Raw genomic sequence first — 14,939 nt, 5'->3', positions numbered from 1 at the left:
CATGAAAATCGGTGCATTTGGTGAAGTGATGTTGAGGCTGACACCTCCAGAATTCCTGATGTTGGAACAGACGCACACTTTGCGTATGGCTTATACAGGAACAGGTGTGAATCTAGTCGGTAATCTAGCGCATTTCGGGGTGGAGAGTTACTTGTTGACGGCGTTACCAGACAATCGTTTGGGAGATGCAGCGTTAGCTAATTTGAAGAGTTTAGGTATCAATACCTCCTATGTCATTCAAAAAGAACAACATATCGGTACTTATTTTGCTGAGATGGGCTATGGGGTCAGACCAACAGAAATCACCTATCAAAATCGTAAAAACAGTTCTTTTGGCTTAGCTACAGTGGCTGATTATGCCATCGAGGACTTTATCGAAACAGTTGATTTAGTCCACATCTGTGGCATCAGTTTGAGTTTGAATGAGCATTCAGCGGAAGTGGCGCTTGCTGTAGCAAAAACAGCGCATAGAAAAGGAAAAAAAGTTTGTTTTGATTTTAATTTTCGTCCGAGTCTAAACCAAGAGCCAGATAAAAAAAGAGTGATGAAGGAACGTTATCAAGAAATACTTCCCTATTGCAATGTCATCTTTGGTTCTGTTCGTGATTTGTCTGAATTATTAGAGAGAGCGATGGATCTTTCCAGTCGTTCCGCCAAGATTCGCTCGTTCCAAGAATTTTTAAGTGATTACCAAATCGACTGGTTTGCAGGTACAACACGGCACACCACAACTGAGAAAAAACAACTAAGTGGCTATCTGATGACTTCAACAAAATGGATCGAAACAGAGGCGTATACACTGGATAGTTTAGATCGCATTGGAGCAGGCGATGCCTTTGCTGCGGGGATTTTATTAGGCTATAGCGAAAATTGGTCATTGGATCGAACCGTCCAATTTGCATTAGGTAATTCACGCTTAGCCCACACGATCCAAGGGGATGTGCCACTGACGACTAGAAAGCAAGTGGACCAATTATTGACGCATCCAACGATCGATTTGAATCGATAAAACAAGTTATACAAAAAACTGGGCGAAAAATGGTACAGTTTTTCGTAGCTTTTCAGATTCGCTTGACTCTCTATCTGGGAATCAGTATCATAAATGGCAGATAGAAACAGTCAAATAAAAAAGGCCCCCCAATTTTTAGTGGCAGCTAAAAATTGAGGGCTTGAGTAGTCAACGCATTGACCAATCAAGTTTGCCATAGTCAATGGAAACCATCGACCGAGTTCATTGTATCGAATCTTAAAAGAGATTGCTAGCTTTTTTGTCGATTAAATGAATAAAATGTATGGGCTTTTATTTACTGTGCCAAAAAGAGGAGGGACAATCGTTCCCTCTTCTTTTTTTGTCCAACACGTATACCCAAGGACGATTGATCAGAAGTAAGATCGAAAGAATAAGTAATGATCCACAACATCGTTTATCGCTTTTTACGAACCCTTATCAATGATCAAGGCAAGTCATGCGTACTGACCTCAGCCATGCTTTGGCTGTTTTCTATCTTCTAACGGATCATCCATTGAGAATTTTGTGAGTGACACAAATAAAAAATAACATAAAAAACAAAGTTGATCTATTTTTTGAACAACGGTGAAATGTTATTCGCAAGAAAGTCGAAAGAAAGAGAATATCACAAAGTTAGACCCTGCGTTTTTGTAGTTTTTAGTTATTTAAAAATTGATGTTGAAACATATTCAAATTAAATGCTATCCAAAGACTAAACACTATATATAGTGTTTTTTGTTTTGTATAACACTAAAATGCAACTAAATCTAGTCTTTTATTTTAAAAAAACAAGAGTAGAATAAAGGTAGATCGATTAGTAAGGATGTGTTTTTTTGAAGTTGACTATTTTTTGTGGTTCACGTTTTGGACAATATCAGAAGTATATTCTGTTAGCTGAAACGATTGGAAAATATATGGTAGAAAAACAAATAGAATTAGTTTATGGTGGCTCAGATTCTGGTATCATGGGTGTTTTTAGTCGCACGATCTTAAAAAATGGCGGACGAGTAACGGGAATCTATCCAGTGGGGCTGTTTTCTGAAGAATTACCAAAAACAGATGTTACCACGTTTATACCAACGGCAACGATCGATAAACGTAAGGAACTACTATTTGAAAAAGGGGATGCAGTGCTGGTTTTCCCTGGCGGACTTGGTACACTCGAAGAATTTTCACAGCTACTTTCCTGGATGGCGATCGGCTTGATACCAGAAAAACCCATTGGCATCCTTGATGTTCAAGGGTATTATTCAGGGTTGAAAGAATTGATTGGAAATTTTGCGAGAGAAGGATTTATGGATGAGAAATGGCTCAATCATCTTTATTTTTCAAATGACCCATTTGAACTGATCGACCAATTATGTGCAACAGAAGAACAAACGAAATCAATGATGCAGGAGATTAAATAATGAGTTATATTTATTTAGCAGGACCTTTCTTTTCAGAAGAACAAATCGAGCGAATTGCTCAGGTTGAAACGGCATTGACTGCCAATCCAACGGTGGATAGTTTCTACTCACCAAGACACCATCAACACAGTAATTATGAGATGTTCAGTGGTGGATGGGCGCAAGAAGTCTACGAGAGAGACATGAAAGAACTTGCCTCAGCAGAGCAAGTTGTAGCAATCATAGATTTTGAACATCAGACGATCGATCCTGGCACTGCCTATGAATTAGGCGTCGCCACGATGATGGACAAACCGATCATCATTTTTCAAGAAGAAACGGTACCAACTAATTTGATGATCACCCAAAGTTTACATTCATATGTAAAAACGATCGAAGCGATCCAAGCATATGATTTCAAGATGTTACCAAAAAGTGCTTATAAAGGCGAATATTTATAGAATGAGAAGGGATTAGATGTCAGTGATATTGATTTCAGGAACAATTGGCGCAGGAAAGAGTAGTTTGACCGATATGCTTGCCAAAAAGATTGATTCAACACCATTTTATGAAAATGTAGAGGATAACGAGGTACTACCTTTGTTTTACTCTAATCCAGAGCAATATGCATTTTTATTACAAATCTTCTTTTTGAATAAACGATTTTTAGCTATGAAAAATGCATTGAACCATGATGATAACGTATTGGACCGTTCGATTTATGAAGACAGTTTATTGTTTCATCTAAATGCCGATTTGGGGCGTGTGTCAGATATTGAAGTCCAACAATACGATAACCTATTAGATACGATGCTTCATGAATTAGATGATGTTGCACCTAAAAAAAGACCCGATCTACTCGTGCATATCAAAGTCTCTCTGGATACGATGTTAGAACGAATCAAAAAACGTGGACGAGACTATGAACAATTGGACAGTGATGAAACGCTTTATCAGTATTACCGCTCATTAAATGAACGATATGATCAATGGTACGAAGACTTTGATGTTTGCCCAAAGATCCAAATAGATGGTGATGTGTTTGATTTTGTCGAAAGACCTGAAGATGCACAAGTCGTGATTGAGCAGATTCAAGCAAAATTGGCTGAATTAGAAGAACAGCAGTCTGGAAGTTATTATACCGACAATCACCATGCTAAAGGGCAACAATTAGATTCGTCAGGTACTATGTAAGGCGAGACAAAAGCAAAATCCGCTTTTATTTTCAACCTGTAACTGAATAAACGCTGGAGATAGAAGTTCTCTCTTAAAAAAATAAGGCAACAACTACAAAAAACGGAAGAATGATTTTTGTAGTTGTCGCCTTATTTTTAGAGACTAAAACTGCTGTTTCAAGCTCTATTTTTTAGATTTTTTTACTATTTGTTTCTTTGTTCAACTCTTCTCGGCTTGTAAAAAACTCAAAAGGTTGATTCGAACCCTCGATCATTTTATGGCAATGATCACAAAAATTGGCTCTTCCTTGGTCGTTGATTTCCGTATGTACATTTTGGTTCGTCGTACAGGTACAGTAATCTTGAGTATTTGCTGTCTGCATATTCTTTCTCCTTAGTATATCAAGTGCTTCTTTACTATAGCAGAAACACAGGATAGAAACAAAATTAATTAAGAAAACTTAGAATTTTTAGCGATGAGCACGTGTCAGAAAATTGACTCATCATTTTGAGCTTTCATAGTGAGAAACGGCTAAAATATGCACGATCTAATGAAAAGAAACATGAGTGGAACAGCATATTCTAAAAATGAATAAACGGCGGCATAGAAGTAACCTCTTCGAAGAATAAGGCACCATCCACAAAAATTAGAAGAACAATTTTCGTGGATGGCGCCTTATTTTTCGAGTTTAAGCATTTCAGTCTCGACTTCTGCTTTTATATTGTGCACTCACACTATAACGTATAGATATTACCTTCTTCATCTTCTATACGAAAATTACCGATTTTTCTAAAATGAAAAGTCTGAGTCGAATCGTCTTTTTTCCCAACGATCGTATACTCCTCATTTTCAGTTGTGATCTTGACATCGGTTAACACGATTTTCTCTGGAGACGCGTTTGCTGTATCAGTTTCAGACTCAGCATATGTTCGTGTCCATTCCATCGTGTCATCTTTAAATTTGATCTCTGCATTGGCAAGGTCCATGTTTTTTCGGACCTTCAGTGTATAGGTGCTATTTGTTATATCAGATGTATCCGCCTGAAAAGTGGTCGTATTCGTTGTTTCTTCCGTTGAGTGATTTGATTGATTACAGCCAGAAAAAGTAAGTAAGGCAAAAATCAATGTAAAGTAAATCAATGTTTTTTTCAAAATAATGCCCCCAGTAGATTGGATAAAGTGATTATACCATTGAATCCAGCAACATGAAATAAATGGCTACAAAAAGTAAGTTTTTGAAGCCATTGGTGTTTTAGATTGGCGCTATGGGAAGATCGCTGGGGAGTAAAGTCATCATTTTTTGAGTATCCTTAGCCCGATTTTATTATTTGTCCTAATTGGTCTAGTCTTTTTATGGAAAACGGTTTATAATAATGATTGTAAGCGGAGAAAACGTTTGCTATATTGTGGATGTGCGACATAAAAAAACATAAATGAAAAGAAACAACGAGGTGCAAAAATGACAACATATCAATTTCCAGAAAAATTTTGGTGGGGTTCTGCAGCAAGTGGACCACAAACAGAAGGTCGTATACCTGGCGATCATAAAGGAGACAATATTTTTGACTATTGGTTTTCCAAAGAGCCAGAAAAATTCTTTGATCAAGTCGGTCCGGAAAAAGCGTCGCAAGTCTATACAAAATATAAGGAAGATGTCCAGTTGATGAAACAAACCGGACATAATTCATTTCGAACATCCATCCAATGGAGTCGCTTGATTCCAGATGAAACAGGTGAAGTCAATCCCCAAGCAGTCGCATTTTACAATAGTTATTTTGATGAACTGATTGCACAAGGTATTGAGCCATTTGTTAACTTGTATCATTTCGATATGCCAATGTACCTTCAAGAAAAAGGTGGGTGGTTAGCTCGTGAAACTGTCAAAGCTTATGAAACGTATGCCAAAACTTGTTTTGAATTATTTGGAACAAAGGTAAAAAAATGGTTCACGCATAATGAACCAATTGTTCCTGTTGAAGCTGGTTATTTATATCGTTGGCATTATCCTGAAGAATCGGATATGAAAAAAGCAGTTCAAGTTGGTTATCACGAGGCATTATCTTCTGCTTTAGCCATCAAAGCCTATCATGAAACAAAGCAGGACGGTAAAATCGGGATCATCTTAAATTTAACACCTAGTTATCCAAGAAATGAGAACGATCCTGCCGATGTGAAAGCTGCGCAAATCGCCGATGCCTTTTTTAATCGTTCATTTTTAGATCCCGCTGTTAAAGGAGAATTTCCACAAGAATTGATCGAGATCGTAACCGAACTAGAGATTCTTCCGGACATGCAAGAAGAAGATCTAGCAATCATCAAAAATAATACAGTAGATCTTTTAGGGATCAATTATTATCAGCCACGTCGTGTCAAAGCCAAAGAAACAGCAGTTGATACAACAAATGGTCCGATGCCCGAAGATTACTTTGATAACTATGAAATGCCGGGACGTAAAATGAATCCTTATCGTGGGTGGGAAATTTATGAAAAAGGCATTTACGATATTTTGATCAATGTTCGAGACAATTACGGCAATATCGACTGTTTCATCTCGGAAAATGGTATGGGTGTTGAAAATGAAGCCCGCTTTATTGAAGCAGACGGAATGATCCATGATGATTATCGCATCGAATTTGTCCAAGAACACTTAAAATATGTGCATCAAGCAATCGAAGAAGGCGCGAATTGCTTAGGTTATCATATGTGGACATGTATGGATAATTGGTCGTGGACAAATGCATACAAAAATCGTTATGGCTTTATTTCAGTCGATCTAGCTGATGGCAAACGGACGATAAAAAAATCAGGTCACTGGTTCAAAGAAGTATCTGATACAAATAGTTTTTCTGTTTGATTAGAAATTTGTTCTTTTTTGAAATTTTTTAATTTAAAAAATGATCCCGAGATTCACGATGATCTCGGGATTTTCACTTTTATAAATTATCGATGTATGTTATTTTTTATCTTTTTCTTTAATTTCTTCGCTTAATGTTTCATTTTTTGTATATAATAGATTAGGTAAATTTGAATGGGAGTGGAAGAAGGTATGCGAAAAAAAAGGCCTTTTCTTCTCTTTTGGTTAATTGGCTTTTTTATAATACTTATGTTATCCGCAGTATTTTCTGGTAAAATGACCGCTGATCTTGCGCAAAAAGAACCAGAAACAACCATTGCAAATAAAGCTTCAGTAGATGAATTCAAAAAAGAATTTTCAACCTATTGGTGGGCAGACTACGAAGTTGTAGCGAACTACGAAAAGGGAGAATTAGAGATTTATCTGCCAAAAGACAAGGAAAAAAATCAATTCATCAATGTGAATGATGTATTAAGTGCCATTTCAATCAGGCAAGTCCAACACGGAGACAAGCACTTGAGCGTGCTGCTTTTGACCGAAGATAAACAGAAAGTCGCGCGGTTGAAAAATGGAAAGGTCTCTTCTAGTTATTCTGATAAAGTAGACCCAGAGATGGTCAATCAACGCTTGACTGAATGGCGGAAGACGACAGAAGAAATCCAAGAAATAACTGAAACCACCACCTCTTCATCTGAAGAGACGTCCAGTACGACTAATTCTAGTATAGTAGCTGAACCGCAGCAGCAATAAGAGCGTAACTAAGTGAAAAAAGTTCAAAGTCCTTATCATAAAAATATTGAGATCAGCTAGTCGAAGAGTTGGCGGAAGAAAAGTTCAGCTCTGATCCACAAGGCGGAATCTAGGGAAATTGCTTTAATTTCCTAGATTCCGCCTTGTTTTCGAAGCATTTACTTTTGAATAACAGAAAATCTACTGTAGAACACTAGTTATTAATTTTATAAAAAAGAGTAAAAAATCAGACTTTTTTAGCAAAAAATAAATTTTTAGGAGCAAAATAGACAGGAACAATAATTTAGAGAGAAGTGGTGACTTTGACACAACTAAAAAAAATTGGCCAACATCAAGTACTCATCGTTTTGATTGCTGGCTTTTTCTTTTGGATGAAAACGATTTTTGCCTACTATACTGATTTTTCTTTAGGCGTAGAAGGAAGCATCCAAACGTTTATTTTATGGATCAATCCAATAGCGACAACGCTATTGTTTTTCGGGATTTCTTTGTATTTTAAGAAAGTCAGAACAAGTTTGATCGTTTTATTTATCATCGATTTTTTAAACACGTTATTGCTATATTTGAATATTATTTTCTATCGTGAGTTCACAGATTTCATTACCGTTAAATCAGCACTAGGTTTCTCCAAGGTTTCCCAAGGATTATCTGGTAGCTCTTTTTCCTTGATGAAGCCCCATGATATCCTTTATTGGGTCGATATCGCGATCTTTGCTTTTCTGCTGATTCGCGTATTTATAAAAAAAGTACCACTGAAAGCACCACCTGTACGTAAGCCAGTGGCGGTTGCGGTGACTTGTTTATCTGCTTTGATCTTCTCTGGAAATCTTGCAATGAGTGAAGCAAATCGCCCTCAATTATTGCAACGGACGTTTGACCGTTCCTATATTGTGAAGTATCTTGGTCTGGATGCGTACACGATCTATGATGGGATAAAAACAGGGATCACTAGTAGTGTCAGAGCGCATGCAAGTAGCAATGGCTTAGATGAAGTCCTCGATTACACAAAATCTCACTACGCTGCTCCTGATCCAGAGATGTTTGGACTTGCAAAAGGAAGAAATGTGATCGTATTGCATTTGGAAAGTTTTCAACAATTTTTGATCAATATGAAAGTAGATGGACAAGAAGTCACTCCTTTTTTAAATAGTCTCTTTACCGATCAGGGAACAATCAGTTTTGACAACTTTTTCCATGAAGTTGGACAAGGGAAAACCAGTGATGCGGAGAACATGTTGGAAACTGGAACGTTTGGGTTGCCTCAAGGTTCGTTGTTTACAGAATTAGGTTCAGATAATGTGTTCCAAGCTGCTCCAGCAATCTTGAATCAGACACAAGGCTATACCAGTGCGGTTTTTCATGGGAATGTCGGTAGTTTCTGGAATCGTGACCATGTATACAAAAATCTTGGGTATGATAATTTCTTTGATCGTTCGTATTTCGACGATTCGGATGAGATGCTTGGCTATGGTATTTTAGATAAAAACCTATTCCGAGAATCCGCAAACTATCTCGAACATTTGCAACAACCATTTTATGCGAAGTTTCTTTCTGTCACGAATCACACACCTTATTATACCGATGACAAAAACTTTGACTTTCCTTCGTTGAATACAGGAAATAGCACCGTTGATAATTATGTGCGAACGGCTCATTATTTGGATCAGTCCCTCAAACAGTTCTTTACGTATTTAAAAGCTTCTGGGATTTATGACCACTCGATGTTCGTGATTTACGGTGATCATTTCGGTATCTCGAATACGGACAATAAAGACCTTGCTTCAGCATTAGGGAAAGATCCGGAAACGTGGGGCGATTTTGATAATGCGCAGATGCAAAGAGTACCGCTGATGTTCCATATTCCAGGATATACAAAAGGAACCGTCAATCATGAGTATGGTGGTGAAATCGATGTTTTGCCAACTTTACTCCATTTACTAGGAATTGAAGACAATAATTATATCCATTTTGGTACAGATTTACTCTCACCTCAACATGACCAAGTCGTGGCCTTTAGAAATGGGAATTTTGTCGCACCGGATTACACCGTACTAGGCGGTAAAATCTATGATACGAAAACAGGGGCATTACTTGAAGAAAACCAAGCAGCTGAACAAAAAGTCGCACAAGAACAAAATCAGGTAAAAACAGCCTTGAGTCTTTCTGATAAACTCAATCAAGAAAATCTCTTACGGTTCTATGTGCCAAACGGATTTACGACGATCGATCCTGCAAAATATGACTATAAGAACCAAGTGCAACGGAACCAACAAATTGAAAAAGAAAAAGGTGCAGCCTCAACAAGCGTCTATTCTAAAAATCATGATCAAACGACAACCAATCTATACCCTGCGGAGGATGGATTGGCGGACAAACCATAGACATGGCTAGATGTCGGTGAAGGATCAAGCTAGCTGAACGCTTCTTTCACAACCTTACTAAACTTCTAAAAAGTTGTAATTTCACTTTTTAGAAGTTTTTTTATTGTTCTTCAAATATTTTTTTTATTTATGCGTACTTAATTAGTGAATGCAATAAATATTTCGATAGTTATTTCTCTTTTTCGGTTGTTGCTCTGACGAAGAGGATCTTATTGGAAAATGCACACACTAAAGGAGGCATATTATGCACGATGGAGAATTGATCAAAAAATTAAGGGTAAGTCGCAAGTTGACACAGTCACAATTGGCAGAGGGGATCTGTTCAAAAACTTCGCTTGTGGGGATCGAGAATCGTACGATCAAAAAAATTTCTTTTTTAACACTGATGGCATTTCTTGATCGATTGAATATCACACTTACTGAATACGAATCGCTACGAAATCAAGTGGAAGAACCACGAAAAACGAGAAAAACACGAAATCTTTTGAATAAAGTACAGGAGGAGGATTTTGATCCCTACAAAGAAATCGCCGACAATCGTAAGCAATTCAAGCGAACGTCCGATCTTTATTATCTCGTACTGAATATACATATGTATTGGAAATCAAGTGTGAAGCCAGATATCCAATTGGAATTTCTAGGATATGAGATACGAATGATCGAAGATTACTTTATGAAAATGAAAGAATTTGGTCGATATGAACTAGACTTGTTGGCAGAATTTCCGTTTATTTTCAGTGATTCCTTTATCGAAAACAATTACTTGAAAATCAAAAAAAGAATGCGTAAAGCAATGAAATCTGGTTATGATCAATGTTTATTTCTTTTTTTGAAAAATTTAACTGTCTATTATATTGACAAAAAAAGATATAAAAAAGCACGAAGTATCAATGAAGATATGTATCGTTGTCTAGGTTTGAAGTCGAAGACGGCAGTCATTTATGAGAGTTTGATGTCCGATTATTATCGTCGGTTGATCGCCACAGCATTAGGAGAACCAATCCAAAAAGAGGAGTTTGAGTCATTATTTGCAGTGATCGAGTATACCTTAGGCAAAGAAGAGCGAGATGAGTTAGAAGAAAAACTATTGTCTATCCAAGCACAACGCTAGAGATTTGGTTAGAGTGGCTATTTAGTGGGTATTTGACTTAATACAAAAGGAAAACCAGTACCTCTAGTATTAAGTCAATACTCTCACTAAACGTGTGGAGTATGACCTCTATCAGAAGGACTGGAAAATGAATGAAAATGATTAAGATTTTATGGAATCAAGCAGTTACTGACAAAAAATCATTTCTTCGCATCTTCTACTTTTTTCGTATCGAATGGTGGAAAGAAACGGTTGATCTCAGTATTGGCTGCATCTCGTGAATCTGAAGCATGGATGATATTTTCTGTACCAGGTAAGGCAAAGTCGCCTCGGATCGTTCCAGGAACGGCATCTGCTGCTTTTGTTGCACCGACCATTTTGCGTACGAGATCGATCACATCTTCACCTGTTAGTACCAGATAGACGACTGGACCAGAAGTCATATAGTCGATCAAGTCATCGAAAAAGCTTCGACCAGATAAATGTTGGTAGTGTTCTTTTGCTAATTTTTCAGTCATCGTCGCGAATTTCATTTCAGCTATTGCGAATCCTTTTTCTTCAAATCGCTGGATGATTCGGCCAATCAGATGACGTCTTACCCCATCAGGTTTGATAATAACAAGTGTACGTTCCATATCTTTCACTCCGATCTGTTGTGATATATTTATTATACCTAGAGAAAGAAGGCATGACAAACGAATCTCATGTGCTTTCAATTTTTTTTGAAAATATGTTTGACATTCCAGCAAATAGTTGTTACATTAGGTGAGGAAAAACTGAATAAGATTTGTTAGGTGAGGCTCCTATACAAACATAGGCTACTGCCCAAAAATGTCGAGAGACGCCAATGGGTAGAACAGGAATTGTCGAGATAAGGCTTTTCATAAGGTAGCTAAAAGCTCTTTTGCTTTTTACGTTGTATAGTGCCAAAACTCAACGAGTAGATCATCCATGCTTTTTTTTGTGCACTTTTTTGACCTTTCGCTGAGTTTTGGCGAAAGGTTTTTTGTTTGTCACCGATCTGTTTTTCAAAATAAAAAGTGTTGGAGGGTGATCAAGTTGGGAAGTTGAAGTATCCAGTAATAGGGCAAGAAAGTAATGTAAGTAAACGAAAGGAGATGAGAACAAATGGATGAAAGTCCGGTGTACAAGGAGACAAAGCGTTGGTCTGTTGAGACTATTATCTATCTGTTCTCAGCGCCTTTAAAACACTCTGTCTCCGTTGATTAGATAAACGATCAAGCGCACAGCAGATATAGTGTGTGCTTGATAAGATCAAAGGAGGAACACGAGATGGAAAAAAAGAAAGAAACAAAAAAAGTCTATGCTGGTTTTGCTAGTAAAAACAAGCAACAGTTATTTGACTTATTTCAAACAACACAAAAAGGCTTGTCTTCAGAACAAGTTGAAAATTTAAGAGAAGCTTATGGAAATAACAGTATTTCATATGGAAAGAAAACGCCGTTTATTGTAGAAGTGATCAAGGCGTTTATCACCCCTTTTACATTAGTATTGATTGCTTTAGGAATTATTTCTTTTATCACCGAGTATTTATTAGCCGCTCCAGCAGATAAAGATCTGTTTGGTGTAATCATCATTTTTGCTATGGTGTTAGTCAGTGGCACGATGACCTTGATCCAATCCGTACGTTCGAACCAAGCTGCTGAAAAGTTAAAATCATTGGTAAAAGTAACAGCTGCTGTTAAACGTGATGGTGGATACAAAGAAATTCCTATGGAAGAGATCGTTTGTGGCGATCAAGTTCGTTTGTCAGCCGGAGATATGATCCCAGCAGACATGCGATTGCTTTCTGCTAAAGATTTATTTATCTCACAAGCAGCTTTGACTGGTGAAAGTTATCCCGTTGAAAAACATGCGACTGTGTGCTCCGGAAAAACACAAAGTGAAACGAGTTATGAAAATATTGCATTCATGGGAAGTAATGTGATCAGTGGTAGTGCAGAAGGTATCATCATCTCTGTTGGCAACGACACGATGTTTGGACATGTGGCACAAAACTTGTCACAAAAACCGATAAAAACAAGCTTTGAATTAGGTATCCAAAAAACATCAATGTTATTGATCAAATTTATGGCATTGATGGCACCAACTGTCATCGTGATCAATGGATTTACAAAAGGAGACTGGTTAGAAGCATTCTTGTTTGGCTTATCAGTCGCGGTTGGATTGACACCAGAAATGTTACCTATGATCGTTACGACAAATCTTGTCAAAGGTGCCAGTGCCATGGCGAAAAAAGGAACAGTCATCAAAAATCTGAATGCCATTCAAAATTTTGGTGCGATCGATGTTCTTTGTACAGATAAAACAGGTACATTGACTCAAGATAAGATTATTTTAGAATACCACATGGATTGTGAAGGAAATGAAAATGACCGAGTACTGCGCCACGCCTACTTGAATAGTTACTACCAAACTGGCTTAAAAAATCTTTTGGATGTTGCCATTATCGACGAAGCAGTTGAGACATTGGATACAGAGCAAATCCGTTATCAAAAGGTAGATGAGATCCCCTTTGACTTTGAACGCAGAAGAATGAGTGTCGTGGTGGCTGATCCAGCTGGAAAAACGCAAATGATCACAAAAGGTGCAATCGAAGAAATGTTAAGTATCTCTTCTTATATCGACCTTGGTGGTGAAGTCAAACCATTGACTGCTGAACAAAGAGAAACCGTTTTGGCAAAAGTGAAAGAATTAAATGAAGATGGCTTGCGTGTGATTGGTGTCGCACAAAAAACGAACCCAAGTGTCGTTGGGGAATTTTCAGTGAAAGACGAGTCAGAAATGGTCTTGATTGGCTACCTTGCTTTCCTTGATCCACCAAAAGAAACAACGAAACAAGCCTTGAAAGCTTTGAAAGATCACGGTGTTGCCATAAAAGTATTGACCGGTGACAATGAATTAGTTACACGCTCTGTTTGTCGACAAGTGGGGTTACAAATCAATGAACTAATTACTGGCGAGAAAATCGCTGAGATGTCTGATAAGGAATTAGGAAAAGTTGCTGAGGCACATGATGTCTTTGTCAAATTGAATCCGCAACAAAAAGCACGTTTAACCACAGCTTTACGTAATAATGGCCATACAGTAGGATTCTTAGGCGATGGTATCAATGATGCACCAGCAATGAAAGTGGCAGATATCGGTATTTCAGTAGATACAGCAGTAGATATTGCGAAAGAATCAGCGGATGTTATCTTGTTAGAAAAAGATTTGATGATTTTAGAAAAAGGATTACTGTCAGGTAGAGAGACTTTCGGGAATATTATGAAATACATCAAAGCGACAGCTAGTTCAAATTTCGGAAATATGTTTTCTGTCTTGGTAGCTAGTACATTCCTTCCATTTTTACCTATGCTACCGTTACAGATCCTATTTTTGAATTTGATTTATGATGTGTCTTGTATTTCATTACCATGGGATAGAATGGATAAAGAATATTTGCATGAACCAAAAAAATGGGAAGCATCAAGTATTGGCAAATTTATGGTGTACTTCGGACCGACGAGTTCCGTTTTTGACATCACGACCTATCTATTGATGTACTTTGTGATTTGCCCGGCAGTAGTTGGTGGAAGTTACCATACGTTGACTGGCTCGCAACAAGTTCTATTTATTGCATTGTTCCATGCTGGTTGGTTTGTTGAATCTTTATGGACGCAAACCTTAGTGTTACATGCGTTACGGACACCTAAAGTGCCTTTCTTGCAAAGCAATGCCACTTTTATTATGTTTTCAATTACGTCATTAGGTATTCTAGTAGGTTCTGTTCTTCCGTTTACTAATTTTGGTAAAGAATTAGGTTTGTTACCATTACCAGGTAACTATTGGATTTGGTTGATCGTGACAGTTACCGCTTATTTAGGATTAGTTACATTCATGAAAAAAATCTATATCAATAAATTTGGAGAATTACTATAGAAGAAAGTCTTTTATGGATTTTGTACAGAAAGTTTGCGAAGTTTTTAGGTAGGGGCAATAAAAAATCGCTATTCATTTGATTGACTCGCTTATTCTATAAAATTTTTGCGAAGCATTGCATAGTAACCTCAATACTCAAAAGCTGATAGATTAGGTATTTTAAATGCCTAATCTATTTTTTTATTTGCGCTACTACAAAAGTCAAGCGTTTTCATAAGTTATATTTAAATGATTTTTCAAAAAAAGATAAATTATATTTAAATATAACAGAAACAAGCGTTATACAATATGTTTGAGCGATTGTGTAAAAGCAATCTATTATTACCCGTTGCCAGCTATTGTTATGTTGG

The 14,939-nt window shown here is 37.2% G+C and carries 12 protein-coding genes and 1 riboswitch; of the genes, 9 read left to right on the top strand and 3 right to left on the bottom strand.

The genetic code is table 11. The features are described from left to right. Position 1: 1 nt before the first annotated feature. From CUS89_RS05015 to CUS89_RS05000, 4 genes are all read left to right on the top strand, one after another. On the top strand, positions 2-1,009 hold the full coding sequence (locus CUS89_RS05015) for a sugar kinase (RefSeq protein ID WP_104871287.1): 1,008 nt from the start codon (positions 2-4) through the stop codon (positions 1,007-1,009). A gap of 833 nt (positions 1,010-1,842) precedes the next feature. After that, positions 1,843-2,418, top strand: a complete 576-nt coding sequence (locus tag CUS89_RS05010; RefSeq protein ID WP_104871286.1) for an LOG family protein — start codon at positions 1,843-1,845, stop codon at positions 2,416-2,418. Next, the gene (locus CUS89_RS05005; protein ID WP_019722464.1) at positions 2,418-2,858 is read left to right on the top strand and encodes a nucleoside 2-deoxyribosyltransferase; all 441 of its coding nucleotides are present in this window, start codon (positions 2,418-2,420) and stop codon (positions 2,856-2,858) included. Before CUS89_RS05010 ends, CUS89_RS05005 begins: the two co-directional genes overlap by 1 nt. A 16-nt stretch (positions 2,859-2,874) precedes the next feature. After that, positions 2,875-3,591: a deoxynucleoside kinase gene (locus CUS89_RS05000; protein WP_104871285.1), complete on the top strand. Its 717-nt coding sequence runs from the start codon at positions 2,875-2,877 to the stop codon at positions 3,589-3,591. 172 nt (positions 3,592-3,763) lie between these two features. Here CUS89_RS05000 and CUS89_RS04995 read toward each other — a convergent pair whose 3' ends face one another. Together CUS89_RS04995 and CUS89_RS04990 are read right to left on the bottom strand one after the other, a co-directional pair. Further along, positions 3,764-3,955 (bottom strand): hypothetical protein, encoded by a 192-nt coding sequence (locus CUS89_RS04995; RefSeq protein ID WP_104871284.1) that lies wholly within the window; start codon positions 3,953-3,955, stop codon positions 3,764-3,766. A gap of 352 nt (positions 3,956-4,307) precedes the next feature. Beyond that, positions 4,308-4,724, bottom strand: a complete 417-nt coding sequence (locus CUS89_RS04990; protein ID WP_104871283.1) for a hypothetical protein — start codon at positions 4,722-4,724, stop codon at positions 4,308-4,310. Positions 4,725-5,031: 307 nt separating this feature from the next. On the opposite strand from CUS89_RS04990, the gene CUS89_RS04985 reads away from it, so the two are divergent. The 4 genes from CUS89_RS04985 (at position 5,032) to CUS89_RS04970 (ending at position 10,668) form a co-directional block, all read left to right on the top strand. Then, a complete protein-coding gene (locus tag CUS89_RS04985) occupies positions 5,032-6,426 on the top strand; it encodes a glycoside hydrolase family 1 protein (protein ID WP_104871282.1) in 1,395 nt (464 codons plus the stop codon). Positions 6,427-6,618: 192 nt separating this feature from the next. Further along, positions 6,619-7,176: a hypothetical protein gene (locus CUS89_RS04980; protein WP_258082385.1), complete on the top strand. Its 558-nt coding sequence runs from the start codon at positions 6,619-6,621 to the stop codon at positions 7,174-7,176. 302 nt (positions 7,177-7,478) lie between these two features. Next, positions 7,479-9,557, top strand: coding sequence for an LTA synthase family protein (locus CUS89_RS04975; protein WP_104871347.1), 2,079 nt, complete (start codon positions 7,479-7,481; stop codon positions 9,555-9,557). A gap of 244 nt (positions 9,558-9,801) precedes the next feature. After that, the gene (locus CUS89_RS04970; protein WP_019722457.1) at positions 9,802-10,668 is read left to right on the top strand and encodes a helix-turn-helix domain-containing protein; all 867 of its coding nucleotides are present in this window, start codon (positions 9,802-9,804) and stop codon (positions 10,666-10,668) included. Between the two features lie 179 nt (positions 10,669-10,847). On the opposite strand, the gene ndk is transcribed toward CUS89_RS04970, so the two are convergent. Further along, positions 10,848-11,282: a nucleoside-diphosphate kinase gene (gene ndk / locus CUS89_RS04965; protein WP_019722456.1), complete on the bottom strand. Its 435-nt coding sequence runs from the start codon at positions 11,280-11,282 to the stop codon at positions 10,848-10,850. A 144-nt stretch (positions 11,283-11,426) separates the two neighbouring features. Further along, positions 11,427-11,599: riboswitch (M-box (ykoK) riboswitch) on the top strand. A gap of 341 nt (positions 11,600-11,940) precedes the next feature. On the opposite strand from ndk, the gene mgtA reads away from it, so the two are divergent. Beyond that, the gene (mgtA, locus tag CUS89_RS04960; protein ID WP_104871280.1) at positions 11,941-14,589 is read left to right on the top strand and encodes a magnesium-translocating P-type ATPase; all 2,649 of its coding nucleotides are present in this window, start codon (positions 11,941-11,943) and stop codon (positions 14,587-14,589) included. The last annotated feature ends 350 nt before the right edge of the window (positions 14,590-14,939 follow it).

Source organism: Enterococcus mundtii (assembly GCF_002947535.1).
In the GTDB taxonomy this organism is placed as follows: Bacteria; Bacillota; Bacilli; order Lactobacillales; family Enterococcaceae; genus Enterococcus_B; species Enterococcus_B mundtii_B.
The sequence above is the reverse complement of the archived record's forward strand: the minus strand, read 5'-3'. Positions and strand labels throughout refer to the sequence as shown.

What these genes read in the sequence shown, in the direction of transcription:
- ndk (WP_019722456.1), bottom strand. Translation starts at nt 11,282, where the DNA reads ATGGAACGTACACTTGTTATTATCAAACCTGATGGGGTAAGACGTCAT.
- mgtA (WP_104871280.1), top strand. Translation starts at nt 11,941, where the DNA reads ATGGAAAAAAAGAAAGAAACAAAAAAAGTCTATGCTGGTTTTGCTAGT.
- CUS89_RS04970 (WP_019722457.1), top strand. Translation starts at nt 9,802, where the DNA reads ATGCACGATGGAGAATTGATCAAAAAATTAAGGGTAAGTCGCAAGTTG.
- CUS89_RS04995 (WP_104871284.1), bottom strand. Translation starts at nt 3,955, where the DNA reads ATGCAGACAGCAAATACTCAAGATTACTGTACCTGTACGACGAACCAA.
- CUS89_RS04980 (WP_258082385.1), top strand. Translation starts at nt 6,619, where the DNA reads ATGCGAAAAAAAAGGCCTTTTCTTCTCTTTTGGTTAATTGGCTTTTTT.
- CUS89_RS05000 (WP_104871285.1), top strand. Translation starts at nt 2,875, where the DNA reads ATGTCAGTGATATTGATTTCAGGAACAATTGGCGCAGGAAAGAGTAGT.
- CUS89_RS05005 (WP_019722464.1), top strand. Translation starts at nt 2,418, where the DNA reads ATGAGTTATATTTATTTAGCAGGACCTTTCTTTTCAGAAGAACAAATC.
- CUS89_RS05015 (WP_104871287.1), top strand. Translation starts at nt 2, where the DNA reads ATGAAAATCGGTGCATTTGGTGAAGTGATGTTGAGGCTGACACCTCCA.
- CUS89_RS04985 (WP_104871282.1), top strand. Translation starts at nt 5,032, where the DNA reads ATGACAACATATCAATTTCCAGAAAAATTTTGGTGGGGTTCTGCAGCA.